Origin of the sequence: Microbacterium sp. NPDC056057, from assembly GCF_042266945.1 — a bacterium.
GTDB lineage: Bacteria > Actinomycetota > Actinomycetes > Actinomycetales > Microbacteriaceae > Microbacterium > Microbacterium trichothecenolyticum_C.
Genome location: NZ_JBHJWS010000002.1, coordinates 277,882 through 304,281, shown reverse-complemented (window position 1 = coordinate 304,281; position 26,400 = coordinate 277,882). Strand labels below are relative to the sequence as shown.

Here is a 26,400-nt window from a genome sequence, read left to right as displayed (position 1 = left end):
GTCGTCACGACGCGGACGCGAGCCGGGCCTCGGCCGCCGCCAGGGCCCGCCGCGCACCGTCGGTCGGCGCGATCGCAACGAGCCCGCGGTAGAGCTTCACGAGCGCCTCGACATCGAGGGAGCCGGTGCGGGCGCGGTCGCAGTGCACGGCCTGGATGGCGGCCTCGAGCTGGAATCGCCCCAGGGGTCGTCCGAGCGACGAGGCACGGCGCAGCAGGGCGGCGCCCTCAGCGATGAGCGCGCGATCCCACTCGGCCGGGTCCTGCTCGTCGAGCGGCGGCCACGGCACGTCGGTGCGGGCGGGTGCGCGCGATTGCGCGTAGGTGAGCAGCGCGGCGAGGCCCCACGCCTCCGGCTCGTCGTCGAGGAGGGTCGCGGTGAGCACCGCGAGCCAGCGCGCCTCGTCGGCGAGCGACTCGCGCGGCTCCTCGCCCTGGTCGAGCCAGCCGATGGCGTACGCGCCGTAGATCGCCTCGAGCACAGCCGGCAGCCGGGACGGCATGTCGGCGCGGGTGGGGACGCGGAACGGGATGCCGGCGTCCCGGATCCGCCGCTTCGCGCGCACGAGCCGCTGGGCCATCGCGGAGGGCTCGACCGCGAACGCGCGGGCGATCTCGGCTGCGTCGAATCCGAGCACCGTCTGCAGCATGAGCGGCGTGCGGACGGCAGGGTCGATGGCCGGATGCGCGCACGCGAACAGCAGTTCGAGTCGACGGTCGGGGATCGCCTCGGCGCGCTCGAGAGCGCTGAGCGCGTCGACCTCGCGCTCGTCGGCGCGCACCGCGGCGATCCCTTCGTCGAGCGGAACGCCGGTGCGGTGCGCCGCTGACGCGAGGGCGTCGCGCAGTCGGTTGCGGGCCACGGTGACCAGCCACCCTTCGGGATTGGCGGGGACGCCGGCATCCGGCCACGTGCGCAGCGCGCGCTCGAACGCGTCGGCGAGGGCGTCCTCCGCGAGCGCGACGTCGCGCGTGGATGCGGCGACCACGGCCAGGATGCGGCCGTACGACTCCCGCGCGGTGCGTGCCGCGACCGCGCGGGAGTCGGAAGCCGACGGCATCAGCTCGCGAACGGGGTCCAGGCGCCGTTCTCGAAGAAGGTCGCACTGGGCCGCACCTCGACGGTGCCCCAGCTGATCGACGGCGCCTTGCCGGCCCAGCCGATCGCGGCGTCGAGGTCGGCGACCTCGACCACGAACGTGCCGCCGAGCTGTTCCTTGGTGTCGGCGAACGGACCGTCCTGCACGCGCAGCGTGCCGTCGGGCGCGGTCACCGTCGTCGTGACGGCAGAAGGCTGGAGCACCTCGGCCGACACCAGCACGCCGGCGGCGTCGAGCGCCTTCGCGTACTCGTCGAACTCGCGCATGCCCTCGGCCCAGGCGTCGTCGCCCATGTCGTCAGGGGTCATCTCGGGGTAGTGGAGGAGGAGTGCGTACCGCATGGCGTCGTCCTTTCTTTCAGGGGTATCGACACCCTGATGACGATCGGCGCCCGCCCCGATCGACAGGTCGGGGGGAATCAGCCCTTGCCGAGTTCGTCGAGCATGCGTCGCTGCTCGTCGGTGAGCCCGTCGTTCAGCTCCCTGCTGGCGGCGGATGCCTCGGGGCTCGGGATCGGCGGGGCGGCAGCATCCGTCGATCCGGGCTTCGAACCGGTCGCCTTGTCGTAGAGCGTGCCGGCGTGAGTCTCGACCTTGTCGTCGATGGCGCCGTAGATCGCCCAGCCGATGAGGAGGATCACCGGCGGGATGACCCAGCCCCAGAACGCACCGAAGATGCCGCCGCCGATGGAGACCCCCGTGAAGACGACGGTGACGATCCAGACGAGGAACGCGACGGCGAAGGCGAGCAGGAACTCGACGAGCTTCTCGCCCGCCTTGGTGCGCTGGTTCGCGGACTTCGCCGCCATCGAGCGGAACCACTTCTCGACCAGCGGCTTGATCCAGATGACGAGCGCGGTCAGCACGATGCCCGCCCAGAGCGCGGCCCAGCCGACGCGCGCGGGCGTGAGCCAGCCCACGATCAGCAGGACGACGATGTTGAACACCAGCAGCGACGCGAACCGCACGACCCACTTCTTCATGGATTCACTGTGCCACGTCCGGCAGCGGCAGGGGAACGGTCCCCACGCCCCCACCCGCCGCTGGCGCGTCGGGCGGAGCCTTCGGGCGCGTGGGCCCAGCCGCGTCGGCCGCGTGGACCCTCAGTACGAGGCGCGCTCGCCGGAGGCGTCGGTCGGGATGAAGCGTGCGGCGAGGGCCTCGGAGCCGCGGGCGAGGAGGGCGACGTCGGCGCCGACGAGCACGAATGACGCGCCGGCCCGAAGGTACGCGTCGGCGGTGGCCGGGTCGAAGGCGTTGACGCCGACGGGCTTTCCGGCCGCGCGGACGGCGTCGAAGGTGCGCCTGACGGCGGCGACCACGTCGGGGTGGGTCTGCTGACCGAGCACGCCCATCGAGGCGGCGAGGTCACTGGGACCCACGAAGACGCCGTCGACGCCGTCGACGGCGGCGATCTCGGCGGCCGCCTCGACGCCGGCCGTCGTCTCGATCTGGACGAACAGCGAGACGTGGGTGTCGGCGTCCTGGAGGTACCCGTCGACGCGGTTCCAGCGGGCCGACCGCGCGAGCGCGGAGCCCACGCCACGCGTGCCCCGCGGGGGATAGCGCACGGCGGCGACGGCGGCCTCAGCATCCGTCTTCGACGACACCATCGGCACGAGCAGGTTCTGGGCTCCGAGGTCGAGCACCTGCTTGATCGTCACGACGTCGCCGATCGGCACGCGCACCACGGGGGTGATCGGGTAGGCAGCGACGGCCTGCAGTTGAGCCAGCACCGACTCGAGGCCGTTCGGGGAGTGCTCCATGTCGATGAGCACCCAGTCCAGGCCCGAGCCGGCGCAGATCTCGGCGACGAGCGGCGAGCCGGTGCACACCCAGATGCCCGCGAGCGGCCGGTCGGCGTTCGCGAGGACGACGCTCAAAGTCGGGCTCAGACGAAGCGGCATTCGATCACTCCCATGGGTCCGTAGTCGCACCTGACCGTATCGCCCCGCGACACCCACATGGGGCGCGTGAAGGAGCCCGCGAGGATGATCTCGCCCGCCTCGAGCCGCGCGCCGTGCTGGTGGAACTTGTTCGCCAGCCACGCGACGCCGGTGGCGGGGTGCCCGAGGACTCCGGCGGCGACGCCCGTCTCCTCGATCTCGCCGTTGCGGCTCAGCACACCGGGCACCCAGCGGAGGTCGATCTCGTCGGGGCGCTTGTGCACCTCGCCGAGCACCATCGCGCCGTAGGCGGCGTTGTCGCTGATCGTGTCGACGATGGTGCGGCCCTCGAGCTCGATGTGCGAGTTGAGCACCTCGAGCGCGGGCACCGCGTAGTCGATCGCCGCGAGGGCGTCATCGAGCGTGCAGTCGGGGCCCTCGAGCGGGGTCTTGAGCACGAAGGCGAGCTCGACCTCGATGCGCACGTTCGAGAACTTCTCGACGGGGATCTCGGCACCGGAGCGGTACACGGTGTCGTCGAACATCACGCCGTAGTCGGGCTCGGTGATGCCCGTCGCCTGCTGCATGGCCTTCGACGTGAGCCCGATCTTGCGGCCCACCAGCGTGCGCCCGGCCGCGATGTTCTGGTCGCGCCACATGCCCTGGATCGCGTACGAGTCCTCGACCGTCGCGCCCGGGTACCGCGCCGTGATGCGCGGGATCACCCCGTGTGTGCGGTCGGCCTCGGCCAGCTCGGCCGCGATCGCGGCGATGTCGTCGGGGTGCAGCATCCCTCTCTCCTTCGTTCACTCGGGTGAGCCGTTTGCAGAACTCCACGGATGTCGATCGCCGACGACCTGAATGCCCGCTTACCCGGGCTCCATCGCAGCGATCCGTGGAGTTCTGCCGCCACGTCTCAGAGCTGGTGGCCGAGCTTGTACTCGCCCTGCTTCCAGCTGGGCAGTTCCTCGGCCTTGTCGTCGGGGCGGGTGTACGAGAAGCCGTCGGCGCCGATCGTGACCGCCATCTCGGAGTCGTCGGTGCGGGCGATGACGGGCTGGGGGTTGCCGTCCAGATCGAGCACGAGGGAGGCCTCGGTGTACCAGGACGGGACGACGGGGTTGCCCCACCAGTCGCGGCGCTGGTTGTCGTGGACGTCCCACGTGACGACGGGGTTGTCGGGGTCGCCGGTGTAGTAGTCCTGCGTGTAGATCTCGACGCGGTGCCCGTCGGGGTCGCGCAGGTAGAGGTAGAACGCGTTCGAGACGCCGTGGCGGCCCGGGCCGCGCTCGATCGCGTCGGAGCGGCGGAGCGCGCCGAGCTTGTCGCAGATCGCGAGGATGTTGTGCTTCTCGTGCGTGGCGAACGCGACGTGGTGCATGCGGGGGCCGTCGCCGCCGGTCATCGCGGTGTCGTGCACGGTGGGCTTGCGGCGCATCCAGGCGGCGTAGACGGTGCCCTCTTCGTCCTGGATGTCCTCGGTGACGCGGAAGCCCAGCGACTGCATGAAGTTCACCGCGCGGGGGACGTCGGGGGTGACCTGGTTGAAGTGGTCAAGGCGCACCAGTTCGCCCGGGGTGTGCAGGTCGTAGCGCCACGACAGGCGCTCGACGTGCTCGGTGGCGTAGAAGAACTCGTACGGGAAGCCGAGCGGGTCGGTCACCCGCACCGAGTCGCCGATGCCCTTCGTGAACCCCTCGGGGCGGCGCTCGATGCGGCAGCCGAGCTCCTCGTAGAACGCGACCGCCTTGTCGAGGTCCTCCGCGGACCGGACGCGGTACGAGAACGCGGCGACCGCGGCGACCGGGCCCTGGCGCAGCACGAGGTTGTGGTGGATGAACTCCTCCGTCGAGCGGAGGTAGATCGTGTTCTCGTCCTCCTCGGTGACGTACAGGCCGAGCACGTCGACGTAGAACTCGCGCGACGCGAGCAGATCGGTGACGACGAGCTCCATGTACGCGCAGCGGAGGATGTCGGGCGCCGGCACGGACGGGGTGGGGATCGGGTTGTCGGAGAGGATCGGCGCCTCCTGGCTCACGTAGAAGCCGGAGGAGGTGCGGGTCATCTGGTCACGGTGGGTCATGTCGCGTCCTTGCGTGGGGTTTCCGGAGATGGATGCTGCGGCCCTCAGTGGCCGGCGGCATCCGCCTTTCCGAAGGTGGGGTTGTGGGCGGGGCCGAGCGTGATGTGCACGGCCTGCTGGTCGGTGTAGAAGTCGATGGAGCGGTAGCCGCCCTCGTGTCCGAGGCCCGAGGCCTTGACGCCGCCGAACGGCGTGCGGAGGTCTCGCACGTTGTTCGAGTTCAGCCAGACCATCCCGGCCTCGATGGCCTGCGAGAAGTTGTGGGCGCGCTTGAGGTCGTTTGTCCAGACGTACGCGGCGAGGCCGTAGCGCACGCCGTTGGCGAGTTCGAGGGCCTCCTCGTCGGTGTCGAACGGGGTGATCGCGACGACCGGGCCGAAGATCTCCTCCTGGAAGATGCGGGCGTCCGGGGCGACGTCGGCGAACACGGTCGGCCGCACGAAGTTGCCGGTCTCGAAACCCTCGGGGCGGTCGCCGCCGGCGACCAGGCGCGCCTCGGACTTGCCGATCTCGATGTACGAGACGACCTTGTCGTAGTGCTCGGGGTGCACGAGCGCTCCGACCTCGGTCTTCGGGTCGTGCGGGTAGCCCACCACGACGCGGTCGGCCTGTGCCGCATAGCGCTTGACGAACTCGTCGTAGACCGGGCGCTCCACGAGGATGCGCGAGCCGGCGGTGCAGCGCTCGCCGTTGAGTGAGAAGACGCCGAAGATGGTGGCGTCGATCGCGGCGTCGAGGTCGGCGTCGGCGAACACGACGGCGGGCGACTTGCCGCCGAGCTCCATCGACAGACCCTTCAGGAACGGCGCCGCGTTGCCGAAGATGAGCTGCCCGGTGCGCGACTCGCCGGTGAACGAGATCAGCGGCACGTCCGGGTGCTTCACCAGCGCGTCACCGGCGTCCTCGCCGAGTCCGTTGACGAGGTTGAACACGCCCTTCGGGAGGCCTGCCTCCTCGAAGATGCCGGCCCAGAGCGACGCCGACAGCGGCGTGAACTCGGCGGGCTTGAGCACCACCGTGTTGCCGGTCGCGAGCGCCGGGCCGAGCTTCCACGACTCGAGCATGAACGGCGTGTTCCACGGCGTGATGAGCCCGGCGACGCCGATCGGCTTGCGGTTGACGTAGTTCATCTGCCGGCCGGGCACCTTGTAGGCGTCGTCGGCCTGCGCCACGATCAGGTCCGCGAAGAACCGGAAGTTCTCGGCCGCCCGCCGCGCCTGGCCCAGCGCCTGCGTGATCGGCAGCCCCGAGTCGAACGACTCCAGCTCCGCGAGCCGGGCGTCGCGGGACTCCACGATGTCGGCGATGCGGTGCAGCACGCGCGAGCGCTCGCGGGGCAGCATCCGGGGCCACGGCCCCTCGGTGAACGCGCGCCGCGCGGCGGCGACGGCACGGTCGATGTCGGCCTTCTTGCCGGCCGCGGCCTGCACGTACGTCGCGTTCGTCACCGGGTCGAGCACGTCGAACGTGTCGCCGTCGGCCGAGTCGACGAACTCGCCGTCGATGTAGTGCTGGATGCGGCTCGGCAGGCCCTCGGGCACATGCCGGGTCGCGAGGACGGTCGTGGTGTCGGTCATTGCTGCTCCTTCGTCGGAGGTTGTGGGGACGGATGCCGCGGGCAGCGGCATCCGTGATCAGAACGCGGGAAGGCCCAAGGCCTCGTCGGGGTGCTCGTGGATCATGTAGGCGTCGAGGGTGGCCGAGCGGTGGCGCCGGGCGGCCTTCTCGATCTCGCCGAGAGGAGCCCCGGTCTCGATGAGCACGAGGATGTTCTCGTGCTCGCGCACCGATTCCTGGGCGCGGCCGGGCACGAAGCTGAACGTCGAGTCGCGCAGGTGCCCGAGGCGCGCCCACTCGGCGTGCACGAGGTCGAGCATCCGCGGATTCGCGCACTTCTCGAAGAGCGCGGCGTGGAACTCCTGGTTGAGCGCGGTGAACGCGCGCGGGTCGAAGTGCTCGAGCGTCTCGATCATGAGCTCGTTGATGCGCCGGGCGTTGCGGACGTCGTCGGCGGTGAGCCGGCGCGCGGCCAGCGCCGTCGCCGTGCCCTCGAGGATCGACAGCGCCTGCATGCTGTACCGGTACTGCGAGTCGTCGACCATCGACACCCGGGCGCCGACATTGCGCTCGAACGTGACGAGCCCCTCGGCCTCGAGCTGGCGGATCGCCTCGCGCACCGGCACGACGCTCATGTCGAGCTCGCCGGCGATACTGCCCAGCACGAGCCGGTAGCCCGGCGTGAACTCCTGGTTCGCGATGCGCTCCTTGATCCAGCGGTACGCCTGCTGCGACTTGCTGAGCGTGTCGGCTTCGGTCGGGCTCACGCGCGGCCTTCCTTTCGGGCGTCGTACTTCGCGCGCCATTCGGCGTTCATCGGGAAGAGCCCGTCGACGGGATGCCCCTCCGCGACGCGGTCGGCGATCCAGGCATCCTCGTCCTCCTGGGCGAGGGCGGCATCGACGATCTCCGCGGCGATGCGCGGCGGGATCACGACGACCCCATCTGCGTCGCCGACGATGATGTCGCCGGGCTGGACGGTCGTGCCGCCGCACGCGATCGTCACGTCGGCGTCCCACGGCACGTGCTTGCGACCCAGCACCGCGGGGTGCGCGCCGGATGAATAGACCGGGATGCCGACCGCGGCGACGGCCGCAGCATCCCGAACTCCGCCGTCGGTGACGATGCCGGCGGCGCCGCGGGCGTGCGCACGGATCGCGAGGATGTCGCCGAGCGTGCCCGAGCCGGCCTCGCCGCGCGCCTCGATCACGACGACCTCGCCGTCGCCGACGGCGTCGAACACGCGCTTCTGTGCGTTGTAGCTGCCGCCGTGGGACGCGAACAGGTCCTCGCGGTTCGGCACGAAGCGCAGCGTGCGGGCGATGCCGACGAGCTTCGCCTCGGGATGGAGGGGGCGCACCCCGTCGACGTGCACGTTGTTCAGCCCTCGTTTGCGCAGCTGGGCCGACAGTCCCGCCACGGGCACGGCCTCGAGCTTCGCGCGCAGCTCGGGGGAGAGGGCCGGGGTCGCGGAGTCGACCGCTGGCAGTCCGGCCGCCTCGCGAGAGCCCCAGGCTTCCGTGCGCTGCAGGTCGTCCACGGCAGGCAGTGATCCGAGCTCGGCGTCGAAGGCGGCCGAGCCCTGCACCACCGTCGTCACGAGTCGTCCCGACGACGGGCCGCCCGGAACGTCCACCTCGACCTCGACGACATCACCGGGCTCCGCGACCGACGAGCCGGCGGGCGTGCCGGTGAGGATCACGTCGCCGGTCTCGAGCGTGAAGTGCTGCGACAGGTCGGCCACGAGCTGAGCGAGCGGGAAGATCATGCCCGCGGCCGTGTCGTCCTGCGCGATCTCGCCGTTGAGCCACGTGCGCACGCGCAGCGCCTCGGGGTCGATGATGCGGGCGTCGATGAGCGACGGGCCGACGGGCGTGTAGCCGTCGCCGCCTTTGGAGCGCACGTTCGAGCCCTTGTCGTTCGCGCGCAGGTCGTAGAGGCCGAAGTCGTTGGCGGCCGTCACCCACGCGACGTGGTCCCACGCGTCGGCGAGTCCGACGCGGCGGGCCGGGGTGCCGATCACGAGCGCGATCTCGCCTTCGAAGGCGAGCAGCTCGGTGCCTTCCGGACGCTCGATGGTGTCGCCCGACGCCGCGACCGAGCTCGACGGCTTAAAGAAGTACGACGGATGCTGCGGCCGCCGCCCGCGCTGATCCGCTCGCGACGCGTAGCTGAGGTGGATGGCGACGATCTTGCCGGGGCGGCCGGGAAGCGCCGCGAAACGGCGGTCTGCGGTTGGGCCCACGCGCCCGGAGGCTCCGCGCGACGCGCCAGCGGCGTGTGGAGAAGGCGTGGGGACCGTGATCTCGTCCATGAGCTCCCTTACTCGAAGCGACCTGTTGCGTCGTATTCGAAATCGTATATGATCGTGCAGCATCCGGCAACCATTCCCCAACGGTTCGCCGGCGACGATGTCGTCAGCCCCCGACACAGGAGTCACCATGAGCAGCACCTCAGGACCCACAGCAGGGTTCACCCCCACCGGAACCATCGCGTCCACCACGGACCGACGCCGCGTCGTGTTCGCGACCGTCGTCGGCACGACCGTCGAGTGGTACGACTTCTTCATCTACGCGACCGCGGTCGGCCTGGTCTTCGGCCAGCTGTTCTTCGCACCGCTCGGCGCCAACAGCGCGATCGTCGCCTTCGCGACCGTCGGTGTGAGCTTCCTCTTCCGCCCGCTCGGCGCCTTCCTGGCTGGGCACTTCGGCGACAAGTACGGCCGCAAGGTCGTGCTGATGTGGACGCTGATCCTGATGGGCGCCGCCACCGCCCTCATCGGATTCCTGCCGACATACGACGCGATCGGCGTCTGGGCGCCGATCCTGCTCGTGTTCCTGCGCATCATCCAGGGCATCTCCGCCGGCGGCGAGTGGGGCGGGGCGGTCCTGATGGCCGTCGAGCACGCTCCCCAGACGCGGCGCGGCGCGTTCGGCGCCTCGCCGCAGATCGGCGTGCCGCTCGGCCTGCTGCTCGCCTCGGGCGTCATGGCGCTCATGGCGATGATCGCCCCCGGTGACGCGTTCCTCGTGTGGGGCTGGCGCGTGCCGTTCCTGCTCAGCGTCGTGCTGATCCTCGTGGGCTACTACGTCCGCCGCCGTGTCGAGGAGAGTCCGGTCTTCGCGGAGCTCGCCGAGCGCAAGGAGAAGGCGCGGATGCCGATCATCACGCTCTTCCGCAAGCACCTGCTCCTCGTGTTCATCGCCGCGCTGGTGTTCGCCGGCAACAACGCCGTCGGCTACATGACCACGGGCGGATACATCCAGGGCTACTCGACCAACCCGGAAGGCCCGCTCGCCCTCGAGCGAGGACCCGTGCTGTGGGCCGTCGCGGGTTCGGCGGTCACGTGGCTGCTGTCGACGCTGGCCGCCGGCTTCATCTCCGACCGCATCGGTCGCCGCACGACGTACATCATCGGCTGGATCCTGCAGCTCGTGGGTGTCTTCCTGCTGTTCCCGCTCGTGAACACCGGGAGCATCTGGCTGCTCTTCCTGGGTCTCGCGATCCTCACGATCGGCCTCGGCTTCACGTACGGACCCCAGGCCGCGCTCTACTCCGAGCTGTTCCCGGCATCCATCCGCTTCTCGGGTGTCTCGATCTCGTACGCGATCGGCGCGATCCTCGGCGGCGCGTTCGCCCCGACCATCGCGACGGCCCTCGTGCAGGCGACCGGCTCCACGGTCTCCGTCACGTGGTACCTCGCCGCAATGACCGTCGTGGGCCTCATCGCCACGCTGCTTCTGCGCGACCGCTCCGGCATCCCGCTCGGCCCGGACCACGAGGCCGAGCAGTCGGTCAGCCCGATCTACGGCCTCTCGAAGGCCTGATCCCCCTTCCGCTCACCTGTCACGATGTGCCGGTCCGGCCGGCCGTTCGTGACAGGTGAGCAGTGGGGGATGGATGCCGCGTCCCTGAGCCCTGTGCGGGCTCGGGTGTGTGGCATCCGTGCGTCTCAGCGGGTGCGCATGCCGTCGAGGGCCACGGCGACGACGTCGTGCGCGAGGCGCTCGCGGTCGACGGCCCCGCCCGGCCGGTACCACTCGACGATCGAGTTGACCATGCCGAAGACGAGGCGCGTGGTCACGGCGCCGTCGACGTCGGCGCGCACCTGACCCGCGCGCTGCGCCTCGGTCACGAGAGCGGTCACGCGGTGGTCGAACGCGCGCCGCCGCTCGAGGGCGGCGCGTTCGACGTCGCTGTTGCCGCGCACGCGCAGGAGGAGCGTCACGTAGGGAAGCTTGTCGACGAGCACGAGCACCGCGCCCCGCAGCACCGCGCCGAGCCGCTCCGCCGGGTCGCCGATGGACGCCTCGGGCTGGTCGAGCACGCCCTCGAGTCCGTCGAGCGCTTCGTCGAGCGCGAGCGCGAGCAGCTGCTCCTTCGAGTCGAAGTGGTGGTACAGCGCCGACTTCGTGAGGCCCAGGCGTGAGGCGAGGTCGGCGACGGACGTCGCGTCGTACCCCTGCTCGTTGAAGAGGGCGACGGCGACGGCGAGCACCTGATCGCGGTCGTAGCCGGGGCGGCCGCGTCGCGCGGGGGATGCGTCGGTGCTCGCGGACATGCGCCCAGTCTCGCACCCGTCGGCGTCGGCGCCGCGCAACACGAGGATATTACTGAACGATCGATCAGGTAATATGGGCGCCGATCCGCGAAGAGGCGGACGCAGGAGGACGGATGCCTGAGCCGCTGAAGATCCAGCGCCGCGAGGACCGCGTCGTCGCGACGCTGTCGCGGCCGGAGGTGCGCAACGCCATCGACCAGGACACCATCGACCGGCTGCACGAATTGTGCGGCGAGCTCGAGCGCGAGCCGCGCACGCTCATCCTCACGGGCTCCGACGGTGTGTTCGCCTCGGGCGCCGACATCGCCCAGCTGCGCCAGCGCCGCGCCGCCGACGCGCGCCGGGGGATCAACACCCGCGCGTTCACCCGGGTGCGGAACCTCCCGATGCCTGTCATCGCGGCGATCGACGGCTACGCCCTCGGCGGGGGCGCCGAGCTCGCGTACGCGGCCGACATCCGCATCGGCTCGCCGAGCCTCAAGATCGGCAACCCCGAGACCGGCCTCGGCATCATCGCGGCCGCCGGTGCGACCTGGCGCCTGCCCGAGATCGTCGGCGAGGCGCGCGCCGCAGAGCTGCTGCTGACGGGACGGATCCTGGATGCCGACACCGCCGTCGAGTGGGGCCTGGTGTCGTCGCTGTTCGAGCCGGGCGACCTCCTGCCCGCCGCTCACGCGATCGCCGACCGCATCGCGCGCAACGATCCGCTCGCGACGCGCCACACGAAGACGGCACTCCTCGCCCCGCGCGCCGCGCACCCCGAGATCGAGCTGGAGCTGCAGGCGCAGCTCTTCGAGAGCCCCGAGAAGGACCGCCGCATGACCGCGTTCCTCGAGAGGAAGCGCTGATGGGCGTTCCCACTCGGGTCGGGGTGATCGGCGGCGGGCGCATGGGTGCGGGCATCGCTCACGCGTTCGTGCTCGCCGGGGCCGACGTGGTCGTGGTCGAGCGTGACGACGAGGCGGCGGGGGCAGCATCCGCTCGGCTTCTCGAAAGCGTGCGTCGCAGCGTCGAGCGGGGCACCACCGATCGCGGGTTCGACGCTCTCGTCGCGGCGATCGAGACGGCGACGGATGCTGCGGCTCTGGCCGGCTGCAGCCTCGTGGTGGAGGCGGTTCCGGAGGATCGGGAGCTCAAGCTCGACGCCCTCGGGCGTGCGGAGCGCGTACTCGCGCCGGAGGCGGCCCTGGCCACCAACACGTCGTCCATCTCGATCGACGACCTCGCATCCGGTCTGGACCGGCCCGCGCGCTTCCTGGGGCTGCACTTCTTCAACCCCGTGCCGGCGTCGCAGCTCGTCGAGGTCGTCGCCGGGACCGCGACCGATGCCACGCTCGTCGACGCGGCGAAGGGCTGGATCGCGGCGCTGGGCAAGACGCCGATCGTCGTGCGCGACAGCCCGGGCTTCGCATCGAGCCGGCTCGGTGTCGCGCTCGGGCTCGAGGCGATCCGCATGCTCGAGGAGGGCGTCGCCTCGGCCGCCGACATCGACGCGGCGATGGAGCTCGGGTACCGGCATCCGGTCGGTCCCCTCCGGACGACCGACCTCGTCGGCCTCGACGTGCGCCTCGGCATCGCCGAGGAGCTGCATCGCGAACTCGGGGAGCGCTTCGCGCCCCCGGAACTGCTCAGGCGCCTCGTCGCGGACGGACATCTCGGCCGAAAGACCGGTCGCGGCTTCTACGAATGGAGTGACAAGTGACCGACATCCTCCCCAGCTACCTGCGCGACGCATGGTGGGCTCCCGCCTCCGCGCCGGGCGCGACGGAAGTGCGCGACGCGTCGACCGGCGAGATCGTCACGCTCGTCAGCACCGACGGCATCGACCTCGGCGCAGCGATCGCCCACGCACGGACGGTCGGCCAGGCGAGCCTCGGCGCGCTGACGTTCCACCAGCGTGCGCTGCTGCTGAAGGAGTTCGGCATCGCGCTGACTGCGCGCAAGGAGGAGCTCTACGAGCTGTCCAAGCGCGCCGGCGCCACGGTGCGCGACTCGCTCAGCGACGTCGACGGCGGCATCGGCGTGCTCTTCACCTACTCGTCGAAGGGGCGGCGCGAGCTGCCCAACGCCCAGGTGTACCTCGACGGCCCGGTCGAACCGCTATCGAAGGACGGCTCGTTCCTCGGGCGCCACGTGTACACGCGGCTCCCCGGCGTGGCCGTGCAGATCAACGCCTTCAACTTCCCGATGTGGGGCGCGCTCGAGAAGTTCGCCCCGGCGTTCCTCGCGGGCGTGCCGACGATCGTGAAGCCCGCGACGCCGACGGCGTACGTGGCCGAGGCATGGGTGCGGATCCTCGTCGAGACCGGGAAGCTGCCGGCCGGCTCGCTGCAGCTGGTCAGCGGTGCCGTGCCGGGGCTGTTCGACCACCTCGGGCTCGGTGACCTCGTCGGGTTCACCGGGAGCGCGTCGACCGGATCCCGACTTCGCGAGCAGGCGGCCCCGGGCGTCAGGTTCACGAGCGAGACCGACTCGATCAACGCGTCGGTGCTCGGCCCCGACGCCGTCCCGGGCACGCCCGAGTTCGATGCGTACGTCAAGCAGCTCATGGTCGAGCTCACGACGAAGGCGGGTCAGAAATGCACCGCGATCCGTCGCGCCATCGTGCCGCAGGGCGCCGTCGAGCCGCTCGTCTCCGCCCTGCGCGACAAGATCGCCGAACGTGTCGTCGTGGGCGACCCCCACGCCGACGGGGTCACGATGGGCCCGCTCGTCTCGCTCGCGCAGCGCGACGAGGTGCTGCGCGCCGTGGGTGCGCTCGAGGCCGCAGGCGGCCGCATCCTGCTCGGCACGACGGAAGCCCCGGACGTGACGCTCGCCGACGGCTCGACCGGTCCCGCTCCCGACGGAGCCTTCGTCACGCCCATCGTGATCGGGTTCGACGGTGTGGCCGACGCGCTTCCCGACGCGGTGCACGACGTCGAAGCCTTCGGCCCCGTGGCGAGCGTGATCGTCTACCGGACGGTGGACGAGGCCGCCGACCTCGTCGGCCGCGGCGGCGGGTCGCTCGTGACGAGTGTCGCCACGAACGACCCGGCGGTCGCCGCGACGCTGCTCGCGCGCACGGCCGCGTACAACGGGCGCCTGCTGTTCCTCGACCGCGACGACGCGCGCACCTCGACGGGACACGGCGCGCCCGTGCCGCACCTCGTGCACGGCGGACCCGGCCGCGCCGGCGGCGGCGAGGAGCTCGGCGGCATCCGCGCGGTGCTGCACCACATGCAGCGGACCGCGGTGCAGGGCTCGCCGGCGATGCTCACGGCTCTGACCGGCGTGTGGCATCAGGGCGCAGCATCCCGATCCGATCGTCACCCGTTCCGCAAGTCGCTCGCCGAACTCGCGATCGGCGACCAGATCGCCTCGCCCCTGCGCCCCGTGACCCTCGACGACATCGAGACGTTCGCGAACTTCACCGGCGACCTCTTCTACGCCCACATGGACGAAGAGGCCGCCGCCGCCAACCCGTTCTTCCCGGGCCGCGTGGCGCACGGCTACCTGCTGGTCTCGTGGGCGGCGGGGCTCTTCGTCGACCCGGAGCCGGGCCCCGTGCTCGCCAACTACGGCCTCGAGAACCTCCGGTTCATGACCCCCGTGTCGCCCGGCGACGAGATCCGCGTGGTGCTCACGGCCAAGCAGATCACGCCCCGCGAGACCGACGAGTACGGCGAGGTGCGGTGGGACGCCGTCATCCTCAACCAGCGCGACGAGATCGTCGCGACGTACGACGTCCTCACGCTGGTCGCGAAGACGGCGGCGGAGTCGGATGCTGCGGCCGAGGCATCGGTTCCTGCCGAGGCCGAAGGGGTGACGTCGTGAGCGACCCCGCCGCGCACTTCGTGGGCCAGCGCCGCATGCTGCAGCGCGATCGTGCGTCGGCCGCGCTCGGCATGGTCGTCGAGCGCGACGAACCCGGCGAGGCCGTCGTATCGATGCGTGTGCGCGACGACATGACGAACGGCTTCGCCATCACGCACGGCGGCATGGTGTTCGCGCTCGCCGACACCGCGTTCGCGATGGCCTGCAACGAGGACGACGACGTGACGGTGGCCGCCGGCGCCGACATCTCGTTCCTCAAGGCGACGCACGCCGGTCAGACCCTCACCGCGCATGCGCGGCGCCGCATCCTCTCGGGCCGCAACGGCCTCTACGACGTCACAGTGACCGACGAGACCGGCGACGTGGTCGCCGAGTTCCGCGGTCGGTCGCTGACGACCCGGCGCACCCACCCCACCGACTGACCCGACGAGGAAGAGGCGAGATGTCGACGATGACAGCGAACCGGGCAGCCCCCACCGACACGCTCGATCCCGAGGAGCGGATGTCGCGCGACGAGATCCGGGCGCTGCAGCTCGAACGGCTGCAATGGACCGTCCGGCACGCCTACGAGAACGTGCCGCTCTATACGCGCAAGCTCGATGACGCCGGCGTCGCGCCCGGCGACATCCGCTCGCTCGAGGACGTGCACCTGCTGCCGTTCACGACGAAGGAGGACCTGCGCCAGACCTATCCCTTCGGCATGTTCGCGGTGCCGATGGATCGGGTGCGCCGCATTCACGCCTCGTCCGGCACGACGGGCCGACCGACGGTCGTCGGCTACACGCAGGGTGACCTCGATCGTTGGGCCGCACTGGTCGCCCGGTCGCTGCGCGCCAGCGGCGTGCGGCCCGGCATGAAGGTGCACAACGCCTACGGCTATGGCCTCTTCACCGGCGGCCTCGGCGCGCACGCGGGTATCGAGCGTCTGGGCGCGACCGTGATCCCGATGTCGGGCGGGCAGACCGCGCGCCAGGTGCAGCTGATCCGCGACTTCGAGCCCGACGTCATCATGTGCACGCCGAGCTACCTGCTGACGATCGCCGACGCGATGGTGGCGGCGGGGATCGACCCGGCCTCGACCTCGCTCACGGTCGCGATCCTCGGCGCCGAGCCGTGGACGAACGAGATGCGCGCCGAGCTCGAGCGTCGCATGGGCGTCGACGCCGTCGACATCTACGGGCTCAGCGAGGTCATGGGGCCGGGCGTCGGCAACGAGTGCGTCGAGACCAAGGACGGCCCGCACCTGTGGGAGGACCACTTCCTGCCCGAGATCATCGACGACGACGGGATGCCGCTTCCGGACGGCGAACGCGGCGAACTGGTGTTCACGTCGCTGACGAAGGAGGCGTTCCCGGTGCTGCGCTACCGCACGCGCGACCTCACGCGGCTGCTCCCCGGCACCGCCCGACCGGGCATGCGGCGCATGGAGAAGATCACCGGGCGCAACGACGACATGATCATCCTCCGCGGCGTGAACATCTTCCCGACGCAGATCGAGGAGCTGGTGCTCGGCATCGAGACGCTCACGCCGCACTTCGTCATCGAGCTCACCCGCGAGGGCACGCTCGACGCCATGGCGGTGCGCATCGAGCGCCACCCCGACCTCTCCCGTGAGACGTGCGAGGCGGCCGCCGAGGTGCTCGCGCAGCGCATCAAGACGCACATCGGCTCGACGGTCGCGGTGCGGCTCGAGGAACCCGGGGCCCTGCCGCGCAGCGAGGGCAAGTACAAGCGGGTCTACGACCTGCGCTGAACCCCGGGCTGCGGCATCCGTCGCCGTAGTAGACTTACTGAACGAACGGTCTGTAAATAAGGAGTCGATGATGACGACCGAGGTGCTGATCGACGAGGCCGCCGAGCAGGCGGCGTTCGACGCGATCATCGAGGCGGACTCGCGCATCGAGCCGCGGGACTGGATGCCGGCGGCGTATCGCAAGACGCTGATCCGGCAGATCTCGCAGCACGCGCATTCCGAGATCATCGGGATGCAGCCCGAGGGCAACTGGATCTCGCGTGCGCCGAGCCTCAAGCGCAAGGCGATCCTGATGGCGAAGGTGCAGGACGAAGCGGGTCACGGCCTGTACCTGTACTCCGCGGCGCAGACGCTCGGGATCACGCGCGACGAGATGACCGAGCAGCTCATCGAGGGCCGCGCGCGGTACTCGTCGATCTTCAACTACCCGACGCCGACGTGGGCCGACATGGGCGCGATCGGCTGGCTCGTCGACGGCGCCGCGATCTGCAACCAGGTGCCGCTCTGCCGCGCGTCGTACGGTCCGTACGGCCGGGCGATGGTGCGCATCTGCAAGGAGGAGTCGTTCCACCAGCGGCAGGGGTTCGAGATCCTGCTGACGCTGATGCAGGGGTCGCCCGCGCAACGCGAGATGGCTCAGGATGCGGTGAACCGCTGGTACTGGCCGTCGCTCATGATGTTCGGGCCTCCTGACGACGAGTCGCCCAACTCGGCGCAGTCGATGGCGTGGAAGATCAAGCGCTTCTCCAACGACGACCTCCGGCAGCGGTTCATCGGGATGCTGGTGCCCCAGGCCGAGGTGCTGGGCGTGACCCTTCCCGACCCCGAGCTGCGGTGGGACGAAGAGGGGCAGCGCTGGCACACCAGCGAGATCGACTGGACGGAGTTCCACGAGGTGCTCGCCGGCCGTGGGCCGATGAACGTGGAGCGCATCCGCAACCGCCGCAACGCCCACGAGGAGGGCGCGTGGGTGCGCGAGGCCGCCGCCGAGTACGCCCGCAAGCAGCAGCTGCGTGAGTCCGCGGCGATGAAGGGAGCTGCGTGATGGCCACTCCAGGCACCTCGCCGCGCGAGTCGTGGCCGCTGTGGGAGGTGTTCGTGCGCGCGAACCGCGGGCTCAGCCACGTGCACGCCGGCTCGCTCCACGCCCCGGATGCCGAGCTCGCGCTGCGCAACGCCCGCGACCTCTACACCCGCCGAGGGGAGGGCACGTCGATCTGGGTCGTGCCCGCCGACGCGATCACGACGAGCGACCCCGACTCGAAGGGCGCGTTCTTCGAGAGCCCCGCGGGCAAGAACTACCGCCACGCCACGTACTACACGGCGTCGGAGGGGGTGCCTCACCTGTGACCCAGGATCTTCCCCACGGCGAGGTGACCGTCGAGCACATCGAGCTGTCGGCCGAGCTGGCCGGTGCCGAGGGGCGCGCCGCGACGGCGGACGTCGCCGAGTACGCACTGTGGCTCGGCGACGACGCGCTCGTGCTGTCGCAGCAGCTCGGCGCGTGGATCGCCCGCGCCCCCGAGCTCGAGGAGGACGTCGCGTTGGCGAACATCGCGCTCGATCTGCTCGGGCACGCGCGCTCCTTCCTCCGCTACGCCGGCACCTATGACGACCGCACCGAGGACGACCTCGCCTACTGGCGCGACGAGCCGGACTTCTGCAGCGCCTGGCTCTTCGAGCAGCCCAACGGAGACTTCGCGCAGACGATCGCGCGTCAGCTGGCAGCATCCGTGTACCTGTTCGAGCTGTACACGGCGCTGCAGAGATCGTCCGACGAGACTCTCGCTGCGATCGCCGCGAAAGCGGTCAAGGAGGTCGAGTACCACCGCGACCACGCCGTGCAGTGGACGCTCCGCCTCGCGGGCGGCACTGACGAGTCGCGCCGACGTATGATCCGCGCGATCGGGGATGTGTGGCCGTACGTGGGCGAGCTGTTCCGTGACGAGCCGCTGATCGAGCGCCTCGACGGGGTCGCCGTGCGGCCGTCGACGCTGCTGCCGGCATTCGAGGCCGTGATCTCCGCGGTCTTCGCCGAGGCCGAGCTCGAGGTGCCAACGACTCCCATGTCGTCCGCCGGCGGGCGTCACGGGTCGCACTTCCCGACGCTGGGCTACCTGCTCGCGGAGATGCAGGTGCTCGCCCGGCAGCACCCGGGGGCGACATGGTGACCGTCACGGCAACGGCCGAGCGCGCGTGGGAGGTCGCGGCATCCGTTCTCGATCCCGAGGTTCCCGTCCTCACGATCGAGGATCTCGGCGTGCTGCGCGACGTCGTGGTCGACGCCGGGCGTGTGACGGTCACGATCACTCCGACGTACTCGGGATGCCCTGCGATGGACGCGATCCGCGACGACGTCGTGCTCGCCCTCACGGCGGCGGGCTTCGACGACATCGACGTGCGACTGGTGCTCGCCCCCGCGTGGACCACCGACTGGATGACGGATGCCGGCAAGCACAAGCTCGTCGAGTACGGCATCGCTCCGCCCACCGGGCGTGCCGCGGTGAGCGGGCCGATCCGACTGCAGCTCTCGGTGCGCTGCCCGCGCTGCGGGTCGCTCGACACGCGTGAGCTCGCGCGGTTCGGGTCGACGTCGTGCAAGGCGCTGTACGAGTGCCGCGCGTGCCTCGAGCCCTTCGACCACTTCAAGGTCCACTGATGCGGCCCGACGCCGTCGAGGCGAGCGACAACGAGCGCATCGCCGAGACGCTGCTCACCACCGCGGTCGGCGGCCCGCGCGGCGCCAAGCATCGCGCACGGTTCCACACGCTGCGAGTCGCGGCGGTGCGGCCGCTCACGGATGCCTCGGTGGAGGTGACCTTCGCGATCCCCGAGGAGTCGCGGGACGCGTTCGACTACCTCGCGGGCCAGCACGTCGCGCTGCGGAAGGTCCTCGACGGCCACGAGGTGCGCCGCTCGTACTCGCTGTGCCGCGCCGAGGACGCCGGTGGCGCGGGTGATGGGCCGCGCACCATCAGCGTCGCGATCAAGCGCGACTCGGGGGGCTGGTTCTCGACGTGGGCGCAGACAGAGCTGAAGGTCGGTGACGAGATCGACGTGATGAGCCCGCAGGGCACGTTCACCTCGAAACTCGCCGACCTCGACGACGCGCATGTCGCGGGGATCGCCGCGGGGTCGGGGATCACGCCGCTGATGGCGCTCGCCGCGACAGTGCTCGCGCGGTCGCGCACGTCGCGGTTCACGCTCGTCTACACGAACCGCTCGAGCCTCGACGTGATGTTCCTCGACGAGCTCTCGGACCTCAAGGACCGCTATCCGACCAGGCTCGCGCTGCACCACGTGCTCTCTCGCGAGCAGCGCACCGCCCCGCTGCTGTCGGGCCGCATCGACGAGCCGCGGCTGCGGCGGATCCTCGGCGACCTCGTGCTGCCCGACACCGTCGACGAATGGTTCCTGTGCGGGCCGTTCGAACTCGTGCAGCTGTGCCGCGACACCCTCGCCGACATCGGCGTCGACCCCGCGCATGTGCGTTACGAGCTGTTCACGACGGGCGAGGGGGAGCGGGCCGAGCCGTCGGCCGGGCGCCCGGTGTTCGTCGCGAAGGACGAGCCGGTGCGCCGCATCGAGTTCACCCTCGACGGGCAGTCGCAGGCCGTCGACAGCCCTGTCGCCGCGCACGAGTCGATCCTCAACGCGGCGCTGCGCGTGCGGCCCGACGTGCCGTTCGCGTGCGCCGGCGGCGTCTGCGGCACGTGCCGTGCGCGCCTGCTCCAGGGTTCGGTCACGATGACCGAGAACTACGCGCTCGAGCCCGACGAACTCGAGCGCGGATACGTGCTCACCTGCCAGTCGCACCCGACGACCGATACCGTCGTCGTCGACTACGACGTCTAGGAGGAACGCCATGATCGAACTGACCATCACGGGCGACGTCGCCGAAGTCGTCCTCAACGCGCCCGCGAAGCTCAACGCGCTCTCGCTGCGGGAGTTGGGGGAGATGGATGCCGCGTACCGCAGCGCGGAGGAGTCCGGGGTGCGTGCCCTCGTGCTGCGCGCCGAGGGCCGGGCGTTCTGCGCCGGCCGCGACATCGCGGGCGTGGACCCGGTGACCGACGACGTGCCCGAGTACCTCGCGGGCGTGGAGACGCTGATGCGGCGGATCGCCGCGTTCCCGGCGCCCACGTTCGCGGCTGTCCACGGCGCGTGCCTGGGCGTGGGGCTCGGCCTCGCGATCGCGACCGACGTCGTCTACGTCGCTGACGACGCGAAGATCGGCTCCCCGTTCGCGAGCCTGGGCGCGATGCTCGACTCGGGCGGCCACGCCCTGCTGTACGAACGGCTCGGCGCTCACCGGGCGCTGGATCTCATCTACACCGGCGCGATGATGTCGGGTGCCGAGGCTGTGGCGGCCGGCCTGTTCAGCCGCGCGATGCCCGTCGAGGAGGTCTTCGACTTCACGCTGCAGCGCGCAGCGCTCGCCGCGGCCGGACCGACTGCTGCCTTCGTCGCCTCGAAGCGGCTGATCGCTCGTCTGCGCGGCGAGCGCCTGTGGGACGCTCTGGCCGAAGAGGCCCGCGGCCAGGAAGCGCTGCGCAGCACCGCCGACTACCGCGAGGGCTTCGCCGCCTTCCAGCAGAAGCGCAAGCCCGACTTCACGGGGGAGTAGGTCGCCCGCGCCCTGGGATGCGCGACGAGTCCGCCGGGGCTACGAGTTCACTCGGATGATCTCGCGCTGATACGGCGCGATCACCGATCCTGAGATGCGGCAATCGAGGACGAGGAAGCGACGGGATGCTGCGGGCTCGGCCGCCCACTCCGCGAGCCGGTCGAGGTCCGCCAGGGTGCGGACGACGACGCCCTCGGCGCCGACGCCGGCAGCGAGCGCGGCGAAGTCGACCTCGGGGATGAGCATCGGCTCCTTCGCGAGGCCCTTGAGACCGTAGAGGTTGATCTCGGCGCCGTAGGCGGCGTCGTTCCAGACCACGGCGAGGCCACGGCCGCCGGCGACCCGCACGGCGGTCTCGAGGTCGGCCAGGGCCATCAGCCCGCCGCCGTCGCCCGTCGTCAGCACGACGGTCGCCGACGGCTTCGCGAGCGCAGCGCCGGGCACCGACGGCCAGCCGAGGCCGATCGATTGGAACGCCGTGCCGACCATCGTCATGCGATCGGGCGACGCGACCGGCCAGTACATGTTCGCCCAGCCGATGAAGTGGCCGCCGTCCGAGACGACGATCCGGTCGTCCGGCAGCAGCGCGCCGATGCGCGCGGCGACGGTCCGCGGGTCGAGTCGCCCATCGGGTGCGACGCCGTCTCCTGCCTCATATGCGCGCAGCGGCATGAGGTCGACGGACTCGCGCCAGCCGCTCGCCGCGCCGCCGCGCGCCTGCAGGCCGTCGGCGACGGCACGGGCCACGACCGCGGCGTCGCCGCGCACGTAGCCGCCCACGTGTGGGTGGGTCGCGGCGGGCGCGATGTCGACCTGGAACACGCGGGTGCCGGGTGCGAACAGGTCGCCGAAGCGCATCGTGAACTGGTTGAGGGACGCCCCGAACACGACGGCCACATCGGCCTCGCGGACGAGTTCCATGGCGCCCTCTGCTCCGAAGCCGCCGGTGACGCCGAGGTCGAACTCGGCGCGCGGGAAGATTCCGCGCCCGAGCGCGGTCGAGGCCGTGACGGCTCCGACCGCGTCGGCGACGTCGCCGAGGGCCTCGCCGGCGCCCGAGATCCACGCTCCTCGACCCGCGAGCAGGAACGGTCGCTCGGCAGAGGCGAGCGCCGCGACGAGTCCCTCGACCGCACCCTCGGCGAAGGGCCCCGCGGGCACGAGGGGAGCGGGAAGACGCGGCTCCGGAGCCTCGGGAAGCGGGCCGGCGTCACGTGCTGCGACGTCGTAGGGGATCGCGAGCACCGTCGGCACCCGGTAGGTGAGCGCGTGCTCGATGGCGATGATGGTGGTGGCCGCAGCATCCGCCCGCCCGACGGTATAGGTGCGCGCGCCCACGGCCGATGCGAGGGCGATCTGGTCGACGTCCCACGGGCGCGGGCCCGACGTCGGCTCGTCGCCGACGACGAGCACCAGCGGCACGTGCGCCTGCACCGCCTCGGCGAGGGCGGTGAGCGTGTTCGTGAAGCCGGCGCCGTACGTCGCGGTCGCGGCGGCGAGCCGCCCGGAGGCGCGGTGGTACGCATCGGCGGCGACGACGCCGCCGGCCTCGTGGCGCACGGCGGTGAAGTGCACGTCGGTGGAGCGCTCGAGCGCGTCGAGGAAGTACGCGTTGCCGTTGCCCATCACGCCGAAGACGTGATCGATGTGGTGGGCGAGGGTGAGGGCGACGTGCGCCGAGACGGTGCTCATGGCAGGAGACATGGCGATGCCTTTCGAGACGGAACGGATCGAGAGCCGTATGTGTCTCGCGCGTGCGCGCTGCGTGCCCATTTTTCGAGCACCGGCGGGCGACGGTGCCACCGGACGTGATGAGTATAGGTCTTCGGGCAGGATGGGAGTCATGAAGACGACTCAGCTCCGCCGGTACACGCTCGTCGACGGGGAGTACGACGCCTTCGTCGCGTGGTGGAACGAGTGGATGCCGCGGGTGCGGCCCGCCGCCGGCTTCACGATCGAGTTCGCCTACGGCCTTCCCGAGACGAACGAGTTCGTGTGGGCGGTGAGCGCCCCCGGCGACGAGGACGCGTTCGTCGCCCTCGAGAAGGAGTACCTGGCGTCCGAGTCGCGGGCCGAGGCGTTCGCCGGGGTGCCGCAGCGCGTCGCGGAGTACAACATCCGCCTCGTGACCGAGTACCCGACCGCGGGCTGAGCGCCACCCTGCAGAACTCCACGGATCCGCGCGATCGCGTGGCGTCGCTGACGATGACGGGCGGACTTGCGACAGATCCGTGGAGTTTCGCCGCCGGGTCCCGCCTCAGCCGCCGAGCGCGTCGCGGATCGCACTCGCCGATCGGGTGAGACGCGCGGCGATCTCCTCGTCGGTGTGCGCGCTCGCGACGAACACGACCGCGATCGCCGCGGGCCCGCGCCCGCGCACGACGAGCGGCACGGCGACCGCTCGCAGGCTGGGGATGACCTCGTCGTGGCTCGTCGCGAAGCCGCGGGTGGCGGCATCCGTCACCTCCGCCGCCAGCTCCGGTGACACACCGGTCGGCCACGACGACGTCGGCAGCAACGACAGGATCGCCTTGCCCGGGGCACCGCGCGTGATCGGATGCCGCGTGCCCGGCCGCTGCGCGACAGGGTTCACGGCGTGGCGCGGCTCGACGCTCGAGAGCGTGACGCACTCCTCGTGGTCGAGCACCGCGAGGAAGCAGGTCACGCCGAGGTCGCCCGCGACAGCGGTGAGCTCGGGGAGCGCCTCGGCCTGCAGGTCGTGCGCGACGCCCGCGGCGAGGGCGGCGAGACGGGCGCCCAGCTCGATGCGGCCGGCGGCGTCACGCTCGACGAGCCCGTGGTCCTCGAGCGTGCGAAGGAGGCGGTAGGCCACCGAACGATGCACCTCCAGCCGCGTCGCGATCTCGTCGATGGAGAGGGGGCCGCGTGCGTCGGCGAGCACTTCGAGGATCCGGATGCCGCGGCTCAGCGTCTGCGACGCGGGCACTGTCGTGCTCTCCGGCCTTGTCATGCGACATCCCTTCGTATACGATCTGTTCAATAGTAGAACGGTGTGTTCGAATATAGAACACGCCTTCGCTCGTCGGCAAGCCCCAGGCCACGAGCCCTCGACACCGTCGTCCGAGGAGGACACCGATGCAGTTCCACCACCACGGCTACGTCTCCGCCGACCCGCGCGTGCAGGACGCCGCCGGCACCGGCATCGACCGCCCGGCCGAACTGCCCGACGAGATGGACATCCTCATCGTGGGCTCCGGCCCCGCCGGCATGCTCCTTGCCGCCCAGATGTCGCAGTTCCCGGGGGTCACGACCCGGATGATCGAACGTCGCGAGGGACGCCTCGTCCTGGGGCAGGCCGACGGGATCCAGCCGCGGAGCGTCGAGACGTTCCAGGCATTCGGGTTCGCCGAGCGCATCGTCGCGGAGGCCTACAACATCGCGTGGATGAACTTCTGGGGGCCTGACCCCGAGAACCCCGACAACATCCTCCGCACGGCCCGCACGGAGGACTACGCGTTCAAGATCAGCGAGTTCCCGCACCTCATCGTGAACCAGGCGCGCGTGCTCGACTACTTCGCCGAGGCCGCCGCCCACGGTCCGGGTCGCATCCTGCCCGACTACGGCATCGAGTTCGTCGGCCTCACGGTGCACGACGGCGGCGAGTTCCCGGTCGAGGTGCGTGTGCGGCACGTCGCGGGGGAGCGCGCGGGCGAGGAGCGCACCGTTCGCGCGAAGTACGTGGTCGGCTGCGATGGCGCGCGCAGCGGGGTGCGCGAGGCGATCGGCCGCCGGCATGTCGGCGCGTTCTCGGCGCACGCCTGGGGCGTCATGGACGTGCTCGTCAACACCGACTTCCCGGACTGGCGCACCAAGTGCGCGATCAACTCCGAGGCCGGCAACATCCTCCTGATCCCGCGTGAGGGCGGCTACCTCTGCCGCGTCTACGTCGACCTCGGCGAGGTCGCGAAGGGCGACGACCACCGCGTGCGCCATACGCCGATCGACGCGGTCATCGCCAAGGCGAACAAGATCCTCCACCCGTACTCGCTCGACGTGAAGCAGGTCGCGTGGCACAGCGTCTACGAGGTGGGCCACCGCGTCACCGACAAGTTCGACGACGTCGACGTCGACCAGGGCCACGACCCCCGCGTCTTCCTCACCGGCGACGCGTGTCACACGCACAGCGCCAAGGCCGGCCAGGGCATGAACGTCTCGATGCAGGACGGCTTCAACCTCGGCTGGAAGCTCGGGCACGTCCTCACCGGCCTCAGCCCCGCGTCCCTCCTCTCGACGTACTCCGCCGAGCGGCAGCCGGTCGCCCAGCAGCTCATCGACTTCGACCGCGAGTGGTCGACCCTCATGGCCCGCAAGCCCGAGGAGATCTCCGACCCGCAGGAACTCGCCACCTTCTACCTCGGAACCGCCGAGTTCCCGTCGGGATTCATGACGCAGTACGGCGCGTCGATGATCGTGACGGATGCTGCGCACCAGGCGCTCGCCGAGGGGTTCCCGCTGGGCAAGCGGTTCAAGTCCGCGGAGGTCGTGCGCGTCTGCGACGGCAACCCGGTGCACCTCGGCCACCACGCGAAGGCCGACGGCCGCTGGCGGATCTACGCCTTCGCCGACGCGCCCGCGGCGGGGGAGGCATCCGTCCTCTCCGACTGGGCCGCGTTCATCGCCTCGCCCGAGTCCCCGGTGCAGCGCTTCACGCCGGAAGGCGCCGACGTCGACGCCGTGTTCGACGTCAAGGTGATCTATCAGCAGCCGCACGAGGACGTCGACATCACCCGCGTGCCCGCGCCGTTCCTGCCGAAGACGGGCCCGCTCGGGCTCACGGACTGGGAGAAGGTCTACGCGGCCGCGCCGAGCGCCTGGACGAGCACTGACATCTTCGACGAGCGTGGCCTGTCGCGCGACGGCGTGGTCGTCGTCGTGCGGCCCGACCAGTACGTCGCCGCGGTGCTCCCGCTCGGGGCGACCGACGAGCTGTCGGCGTTCCTCGCCGGCGCCTTCGTCGACCAGCACGCTCCGGCGCTCGCGCCCGTCCTCAATTGAGGA

Annotated in this window: 26 protein-coding genes; 14 read left to right on the top strand and 12 right to left on the bottom strand. The window is 70.9% G+C overall.

Going from position 1 to position 26,400, the window contains the following annotated elements; genetic code table 11:
- Window positions 1-4: 4 nt before the first annotated feature.
- The 9 genes from ACFC1K_RS09250 to ACFC1K_RS09210 all read right to left on the bottom strand — a co-directional run bounded on the left by ACFC1K_RS09250 (window position 5) and on the right by ACFC1K_RS09210 (window position 8,869).
- Entirely contained in the window at window positions 5-1,060 is a 1,056-nt protein-coding gene (locus ACFC1K_RS09250; RefSeq protein ID WP_375871377.1) for an RNA polymerase sigma factor, read from the bottom strand.
- The gene (locus ACFC1K_RS09245; protein ID WP_310289093.1) at window positions 1,060-1,440 is read right to left on the bottom strand and encodes a YciI family protein; all 381 of its coding nucleotides are present in this window, start codon (window positions 1,438-1,440) and stop codon (window positions 1,060-1,062) included. Before ACFC1K_RS09245 ends, ACFC1K_RS09250 begins: the two co-directional genes overlap by 1 nt.
- A gap of 77 nt (window positions 1,441-1,517) precedes the next feature.
- Window positions 1,518-2,081 carry a hypothetical protein gene (locus ACFC1K_RS09240; protein ID WP_375871376.1) on the bottom strand — a complete coding sequence of 188 codons (564 nt, stop codon included), beginning with the start codon at window positions 2,079-2,081 and terminating at the stop codon, window positions 1,518-1,520.
- A gap of 120 nt (window positions 2,082-2,201) precedes the next feature.
- Entirely contained in the window at window positions 2,202-3,005 is an 804-nt protein-coding gene (locus ACFC1K_RS09235; protein ID WP_375871375.1) for an aldolase/citrate lyase family protein, read from the bottom strand.
- Window positions 2,990-3,775, bottom strand: coding sequence for a 2-keto-4-pentenoate hydratase (locus tag ACFC1K_RS09230; protein ID WP_375871374.1), 786 nt, complete (start codon window positions 3,773-3,775; stop codon window positions 2,990-2,992). Before ACFC1K_RS09230 ends, ACFC1K_RS09235 begins: the two co-directional genes overlap by 16 nt.
- Window positions 3,776-3,900: 125 nt before the next feature.
- On the bottom strand, window positions 3,901-5,067 hold the full coding sequence (hpaD, locus tag ACFC1K_RS09225; RefSeq protein ID WP_375871373.1) for a 3,4-dihydroxyphenylacetate 2,3-dioxygenase: 1,167 nt from the start codon (window positions 5,065-5,067) through the stop codon (window positions 3,901-3,903).
- Window positions 5,068-5,111: 44 nt separating this feature from the next.
- Window positions 5,112-6,644 carry a 5-carboxymethyl-2-hydroxymuconate semialdehyde dehydrogenase gene (hpaE, locus tag ACFC1K_RS09220; protein WP_375871372.1) on the bottom strand — a complete coding sequence of 511 codons (1,533 nt, stop codon included), beginning with the start codon at window positions 6,642-6,644 and terminating at the stop codon, window positions 5,112-5,114.
- Between the two features lie 57 nt (window positions 6,645-6,701).
- Window positions 6,702-7,391 carry a GntR family transcriptional regulator gene (locus ACFC1K_RS09215; RefSeq protein ID WP_310289106.1) on the bottom strand — a complete coding sequence of 230 codons (690 nt, stop codon included), beginning with the start codon at window positions 7,389-7,391 and terminating at the stop codon, window positions 6,702-6,704.
- Entirely contained in the window at window positions 7,388-8,869 is a 1,482-nt protein-coding gene (locus ACFC1K_RS09210; protein WP_375871371.1) for a fumarylacetoacetate hydrolase family protein, read from the bottom strand. The genes ACFC1K_RS09215 and ACFC1K_RS09210 overlap by 4 nt, the downstream gene beginning before the upstream one ends.
- Before the next feature lie 196 nt (window positions 8,870-9,065).
- Here ACFC1K_RS09210 and ACFC1K_RS09205 point away from each other — a divergent pair, with 196 nt between their 5' ends.
- Window positions 9,066-10,451, top strand: coding sequence for an MFS transporter (locus ACFC1K_RS09205; RefSeq protein ID WP_375871370.1), 1,386 nt, complete (start codon window positions 9,066-9,068; stop codon window positions 10,449-10,451).
- A 125-nt stretch (window positions 10,452-10,576) separates the two neighbouring features.
- Here the strand turns inward: ACFC1K_RS09205 and ACFC1K_RS09200 are convergent, their stop codons facing one another.
- Window positions 10,577-11,185, bottom strand: a complete 609-nt coding sequence (locus ACFC1K_RS09200) for a TetR/AcrR family transcriptional regulator (RefSeq protein ID WP_375871369.1) — start codon at window positions 11,183-11,185, stop codon at window positions 10,577-10,579.
- Window positions 11,186-11,298: 113 nt separating this feature from the next.
- On the opposite strand from ACFC1K_RS09200, the gene ACFC1K_RS09195 reads away from it, so the two are divergent.
- The 11 genes from ACFC1K_RS09195 to ACFC1K_RS09145 all read left to right on the top strand — a co-directional run bounded on the left by ACFC1K_RS09195 (window position 11,299) and on the right by ACFC1K_RS09145 (window position 21,381).
- Window positions 11,299-12,033, top strand: a complete 735-nt coding sequence (locus ACFC1K_RS09195; RefSeq protein WP_375871368.1) for an enoyl-CoA hydratase/isomerase family protein — start codon at window positions 11,299-11,301, stop codon at window positions 12,031-12,033.
- Complete coding sequence (locus tag ACFC1K_RS09190; protein ID WP_375871367.1) at window positions 12,033-12,887, top strand: 3-hydroxyacyl-CoA dehydrogenase family protein; 855 nt, start codon at window positions 12,033-12,035, stop codon at window positions 12,885-12,887. The genes ACFC1K_RS09195 and ACFC1K_RS09190 overlap by 1 nt, the downstream gene beginning before the upstream one ends.
- On the top strand, window positions 12,884-15,001 hold the full coding sequence (gene paaZ / locus ACFC1K_RS09185; RefSeq protein ID WP_375871366.1) for a phenylacetic acid degradation bifunctional protein PaaZ: 2,118 nt from the start codon (window positions 12,884-12,886) through the stop codon (window positions 14,999-15,001). Before ACFC1K_RS09190 ends, paaZ begins: the two co-directional genes overlap by 4 nt.
- Window positions 14,998-15,423, top strand: coding sequence for a hydroxyphenylacetyl-CoA thioesterase PaaI (gene paaI / locus ACFC1K_RS09180; RefSeq protein WP_375871365.1), 426 nt, complete (start codon window positions 14,998-15,000; stop codon window positions 15,421-15,423). Before paaZ ends, paaI begins: the two co-directional genes overlap by 4 nt.
- Window positions 15,424-15,443: 20 nt before the next feature.
- Entirely contained in the window at window positions 15,444-16,754 is a 1,311-nt protein-coding gene (gene paaK / locus ACFC1K_RS09175) for a phenylacetate--CoA ligase PaaK (RefSeq protein WP_375871364.1), read from the top strand.
- Between the two features lie 70 nt (window positions 16,755-16,824).
- Window positions 16,825-17,799, top strand: coding sequence for a 1,2-phenylacetyl-CoA epoxidase subunit PaaA (paaA, locus tag ACFC1K_RS09170; protein ID WP_310289126.1), 975 nt, complete (start codon window positions 16,825-16,827; stop codon window positions 17,797-17,799).
- Entirely contained in the window at window positions 17,799-18,104 is a 306-nt protein-coding gene (gene paaB, locus ACFC1K_RS09165) for a 1,2-phenylacetyl-CoA epoxidase subunit PaaB (protein WP_310241776.1), read from the top strand. The genes paaA and paaB overlap by 1 nt, the downstream gene beginning before the upstream one ends.
- Window positions 18,101-18,925, top strand: coding sequence for a 1,2-phenylacetyl-CoA epoxidase subunit PaaC (paaC, locus tag ACFC1K_RS09160; RefSeq protein ID WP_310289131.1), 825 nt, complete (start codon window positions 18,101-18,103; stop codon window positions 18,923-18,925). Before paaB ends, paaC begins: the two co-directional genes overlap by 4 nt.
- Complete coding sequence (gene paaD / locus ACFC1K_RS09155; RefSeq protein ID WP_310289135.1) at window positions 18,919-19,413, top strand: 1,2-phenylacetyl-CoA epoxidase subunit PaaD; 495 nt, start codon at window positions 18,919-18,921, stop codon at window positions 19,411-19,413. Before paaC ends, paaD begins: the two co-directional genes overlap by 7 nt.
- Complete coding sequence (gene paaE, locus ACFC1K_RS09150; protein WP_375871363.1) at window positions 19,413-20,609, top strand: 1,2-phenylacetyl-CoA epoxidase subunit PaaE; 1,197 nt, start codon at window positions 19,413-19,415, stop codon at window positions 20,607-20,609. The genes paaD and paaE overlap by 1 nt, the downstream gene beginning before the upstream one ends.
- Before the next feature lie 10 nt (window positions 20,610-20,619).
- On the top strand, window positions 20,620-21,381 hold the full coding sequence (locus tag ACFC1K_RS09145) for an enoyl-CoA hydratase/isomerase family protein (protein WP_056370710.1): 762 nt from the start codon (window positions 20,620-20,622) through the stop codon (window positions 21,379-21,381).
- A 39-nt stretch (window positions 21,382-21,420) separates the two neighbouring features.
- Here ACFC1K_RS09145 and ACFC1K_RS09140 read toward each other — a convergent pair whose 3' ends face one another.
- A complete protein-coding gene (locus tag ACFC1K_RS09140) occupies window positions 21,421-23,073 on the bottom strand; it encodes a thiamine pyrophosphate-binding protein (RefSeq protein WP_375871362.1) in 1,653 nt (550 codons plus the stop codon).
- A 151-nt stretch (window positions 23,074-23,224) separates the two neighbouring features.
- Here ACFC1K_RS09140 and ACFC1K_RS09135 point away from each other — a divergent pair, with 151 nt between their 5' ends.
- Window positions 23,225-23,533, top strand: a complete 309-nt coding sequence (locus tag ACFC1K_RS09135) for a hypothetical protein (RefSeq protein ID WP_310289148.1) — start codon at window positions 23,225-23,227, stop codon at window positions 23,531-23,533.
- Window positions 23,534-23,638: 105 nt separating this feature from the next.
- Here ACFC1K_RS09135 and ACFC1K_RS09130 read toward each other — a convergent pair whose 3' ends face one another.
- The gene (locus ACFC1K_RS09130) at window positions 23,639-24,352 is read right to left on the bottom strand and encodes an IclR family transcriptional regulator (RefSeq protein WP_375871361.1); all 714 of its coding nucleotides are present in this window, start codon (window positions 24,350-24,352) and stop codon (window positions 23,639-23,641) included.
- A gap of 125 nt (window positions 24,353-24,477) precedes the next feature.
- On the opposite strand from ACFC1K_RS09130, the gene ACFC1K_RS09125 reads away from it, so the two are divergent.
- Window positions 24,478-26,397: an FAD-binding monooxygenase gene (locus ACFC1K_RS09125; RefSeq protein ID WP_375871360.1), complete on the top strand. Its 1,920-nt coding sequence runs from the start codon at window positions 24,478-24,480 to the stop codon at window positions 26,395-26,397.
- The last annotated feature ends 3 nt before the right edge of the window (window positions 26,398-26,400 follow it).

What these genes read in the sequence shown, in the direction of transcription:
- ACFC1K_RS09195 (WP_375871368.1), top strand. Translation starts at nt 11,299, where the DNA reads ATGCCTGAGCCGCTGAAGATCCAGCGCCGCGAGGACCGCGTCGTCGCG.
- ACFC1K_RS09145 (WP_056370710.1), top strand. Translation starts at nt 20,620, where the DNA reads ATGATCGAACTGACCATCACGGGCGACGTCGCCGAAGTCGTCCTCAAC.
- paaB (WP_310241776.1), top strand. Translation starts at nt 17,799, where the DNA reads ATGGCCACTCCAGGCACCTCGCCGCGCGAGTCGTGGCCGCTGTGGGAG.
- paaE (WP_375871363.1), top strand. Translation starts at nt 19,413, where the DNA reads ATGCGGCCCGACGCCGTCGAGGCGAGCGACAACGAGCGCATCGCCGAG.
- hpaD (WP_375871373.1), bottom strand. Translation starts at nt 5,067, where the DNA reads ATGACCCACCGTGACCAGATGACCCGCACCTCCTCCGGCTTCTACGTG.
- ACFC1K_RS09140 (WP_375871362.1), bottom strand. Translation starts at nt 23,073, where the DNA reads ATGAGCACCGTCTCGGCGCACGTCGCCCTCACCCTCGCCCACCACATC.
- ACFC1K_RS09130 (WP_375871361.1), bottom strand. Translation starts at nt 24,352, where the DNA reads ATGACAAGGCCGGAGAGCACGACAGTGCCCGCGTCGCAGACGCTGAGC.
- ACFC1K_RS09245 (WP_310289093.1), bottom strand. Translation starts at nt 1,440, where the DNA reads ATGCGGTACGCACTCCTCCTCCACTACCCCGAGATGACCCCTGACGAC.
- ACFC1K_RS09235 (WP_375871375.1), bottom strand. Translation starts at nt 3,005, where the DNA reads ATGCCGCTTCGTCTGAGCCCGACTTTGAGCGTCGTCCTCGCGAACGCC.
- ACFC1K_RS09230 (WP_375871374.1), bottom strand. Translation starts at nt 3,775, where the DNA reads ATGCTGCACCCCGACGACATCGCCGCGATCGCGGCCGAGCTGGCCGAG.
- paaK (WP_375871364.1), top strand. Translation starts at nt 15,444, where the DNA reads ATGTCGACGATGACAGCGAACCGGGCAGCCCCCACCGACACGCTCGAT.
- paaD (WP_310289135.1), top strand. Translation starts at nt 18,919, where the DNA reads ATGGTGACCGTCACGGCAACGGCCGAGCGCGCGTGGGAGGTCGCGGCA.
- hpaE (WP_375871372.1), bottom strand. Translation starts at nt 6,644, where the DNA reads ATGACCGACACCACGACCGTCCTCGCGACCCGGCATGTGCCCGAGGGC.
- ACFC1K_RS09135 (WP_310289148.1), top strand. Translation starts at nt 23,225, where the DNA reads ATGAAGACGACTCAGCTCCGCCGGTACACGCTCGTCGACGGGGAGTAC.
- ACFC1K_RS09125 (WP_375871360.1), top strand. Translation starts at nt 24,478, where the DNA reads ATGCAGTTCCACCACCACGGCTACGTCTCCGCCGACCCGCGCGTGCAG.
- ACFC1K_RS09190 (WP_375871367.1), top strand. Translation starts at nt 12,033, where the DNA reads ATGGGCGTTCCCACTCGGGTCGGGGTGATCGGCGGCGGGCGCATGGGT.
- ACFC1K_RS09200 (WP_375871369.1), bottom strand. Translation starts at nt 11,185, where the DNA reads ATGTCCGCGAGCACCGACGCATCCCCCGCGCGACGCGGCCGCCCCGGC.
- ACFC1K_RS09240 (WP_375871376.1), bottom strand. Translation starts at nt 2,081, where the DNA reads ATGAAGAAGTGGGTCGTGCGGTTCGCGTCGCTGCTGGTGTTCAACATC.
- ACFC1K_RS09250 (WP_375871377.1), bottom strand. Translation starts at nt 1,060, where the DNA reads ATGCCGTCGGCTTCCGACTCCCGCGCGGTCGCGGCACGCACCGCGCGG.
- ACFC1K_RS09205 (WP_375871370.1), top strand. Translation starts at nt 9,066, where the DNA reads ATGAGCAGCACCTCAGGACCCACAGCAGGGTTCACCCCCACCGGAACC.
- paaA (WP_310289126.1), top strand. Translation starts at nt 16,825, where the DNA reads ATGACGACCGAGGTGCTGATCGACGAGGCCGCCGAGCAGGCGGCGTTC.